The organism is Ruegeria sp. CF3 (genome assembly GCF_056537365.1).
Genome location: NZ_JBQFRK010000013.1, coordinates 1 through 2,500, shown reverse-complemented (window position 1 = coordinate 2,500; position 2,500 = coordinate 1). Strand labels below are relative to the sequence as shown.

Annotated in this window: 1 tRNA gene and 2 rRNA genes (1 of these 3 cut by a window edge); all 3 read left to right on the top strand. The window is 54.6% G+C overall.

Annotated elements, in window-relative coordinates:
- Nucleotides 1–1,995, top strand: a 23S ribosomal RNA gene (locus tag ACR0KC_RS22190) (it extends 832 nt beyond the left edge of the window).
- A 190-nt stretch (nucleotides 1,996–2,185) separates the two neighbouring features.
- Nucleotides 2,186–2,300: ribosomal RNA gene (gene rrf / locus ACR0KC_RS22185) — 5S ribosomal RNA — on the top strand.
- A 123-nt stretch (nucleotides 2,301–2,423) separates the two neighbouring features.
- Nucleotides 2,424–2,500 (top strand) — tRNA-Met (locus tag ACR0KC_RS22180).

Genomic DNA, 2,500 nt, shown 5'->3' with positions numbered 1-2,500 from the left:
TCTCTGCGAAATCTATTTAGGTAGAGCGTCATCCGAATACCCCGGGGGGTAGAGCACTGGATGGGTAATGGGGCCCCACAGGCTTACTGATCCTAACCAAACTCCGAATACCCGGGAGTACTAGATGGCAGACACACTGCGGATGCTAACGTCCGTAGTGGAGAGGGAAACAACCCTGACCTACGACTAAGGCCCCCAATTCATGGCTAAGTGGGAAAGCAGGTGGGACGACCAAAACAACCAGGAGGTTGGCTTAGAAGCAGCCATCCTTTAAAGATAGCGTAACAGCTCACTGGTCTAAATAAGTTGTCCTGCGGCGAAGATGTAACGGGGCTCAAGCCATGAGCCGAAGTCTAGGGATGCGTAAGCATCGGTAGCAGAGCGTAGTGTGACATAGTCTCATTCCTCCTTCATGCCTTCGGGCAGATTGGAGGAGAGAGGCTTTCGATGAAGCCGGGGCGTGAGCCATCCGGTGGAGAGATCACTAGTGAGAATGATGACATGAGTAGCGACAAAGAGTGTGAGAGACACTCTCGCCGAAAGTCCAAGGGTTCCTGCTTAAAGCTAATCTGAGCAGGGTAAGCCGGCCCCTAAGCCGAGGCCGAAAGGCGTAGGCGATGGGAACTAGGTTAATATTCCTAGGCCAGGAGGATGTGACGGATCACAGGTGTAGTTCAATCTTATCGGATTGATTGGGCTGCTGAGTGGTTCCTGGAAATAGCCCTCCATCAGACCGTACCCTAAACCGACACAGGTGGACTGGTAGAGCATACCAAGGCGCTTGAGAGAACGATGTTGAAGGAACTCGGCAAAATACCTCCGTAAGTTCGCGAGAAGGAGGCCCGGTTCCTAGGCAACTAGGGGCTGGGGGCACAAACCAGGGGGTGGCGACTGTTTATTAAAAACACAGGGCTCTGCGAAGTCGCAAGACGACGTATAGGGTCTGACGCCTGCCCGGTGCCTGAAGGTTAAAAGGAGAGGTGAGAGCCTTGAATTGAAGCCCAGGTAAACGGCGGCCGTAACTATAACGGTCCTAAGGTAGCGAAATTCCTTGTCGGGTAAGTTCCGACCTGCACGAATGGCGTAACGACTTCCCCGCTGTCTCCAACATCGACTCAGCGAAATTGAATTGCCTGTCAAGATGCAGGCTTCCCGCGGTTAGACGGAAAGACCCCGTGCACCTTTACTACAGCTTCGCACTGGCATCAGGATTGTGATGTGCAGGATAGGTGGTAGGCTTTGAAGCGGAAACGCAAGTATCCGTGGAGCCTCCCTTGAGATACCACCCTTCGCACTCTTGATGTCTAACCGCGGTCCGTTATCCGGATCCGGGACCCTGCGTGGCGGGTAGTTTGACTGGGGCGGTCGCCTCCTAAAGCGTAACGGAGGCGCGCGAAGGTTGGCTCAGAGCGGTCGGAAATCGCTCGTTGAGTGCAATGGCAGAAGCCAGCCTGACTGCAAGACTGACAAGTCGAGCAGAGTCGAAAGACGGCCATAGTGATCCGGTGGTCCCGAGTGGAAGGGCCATCGCTCAACGGATAAAAGGTACGCCGGGGATAACAGGCTGATACTGCCCAAGAGTCCATATCGACGGCAGTGTTTGGCACCTCGATGTCGGCTCATCTCATCCTGGGGCTGGAGCAGGTCCCAAGGGTACGGCTGTTCGCCGTTTAAAGAGGTACGTGAGCTGGGTTTAGAACGTCGTGAGACAGTTCGGTCCCTATCTGCCGTGGGTGTAGGAGACTTGAGAGGAGTTGCCCCTAGTACGAGAGGACCGGGGTGAACGATCCACTGGTGGACCAGTTGTCGTGCCAACGGCAGTGCTGGGTAGCTATGATCGGACAGGATAACCGCTGAAGGCATCTAAGCGGGAAGCCCCCCTCAAAACAAGGTCTCCCTGAGGGCCGTGGAAGACCACCACGTCAATAGGCCGGAGATGTAAGCGCAGTAATGCGTTCAGTTGACCGGTACTAATCGCCCGATAGGCTTGATTTGATCCAGTAATGGAAAGACAAATCACCAAAAGCATACACTGACCTTGAGTTGGATAACGTCGCAGCGCCAAGCCGCGATGTTGGTTGATACTATAACCGAGTGGCAACGCGCCTTTTGCAAGCAAAAGACGCTGCCTGCCACCTCGTCGCTTTCCTGCAGCGCAGGAAAGTCGACACGGGCTTTTCCTCGGTTTGGTGGTCATAGCGCAAGTGAAACACCCGGTCCCATCCCGAACCCGGAAGTTAAGCACTGCCGCGCCAATGGTACTTGGGCTTAAGCCCCGGGAGAGTAGGTCACCGCCAAACCTAGTAAAAGCCCACAGTCTCTCTAACACGATGAAAAGAACACTACCCGGTCTCAAGTAGCCGAATAGGCGCTAGACCAACACAAGACCTCAAGTAGCGTAAGCGATAGGTCACTTAAAGTGTCGCGGGATGGAGCAGCCCGGTAGCTCGTCAGGCTCATAACCTGAAGGTCGCAGGTTCAAATCCTGCTCCCGCAACCA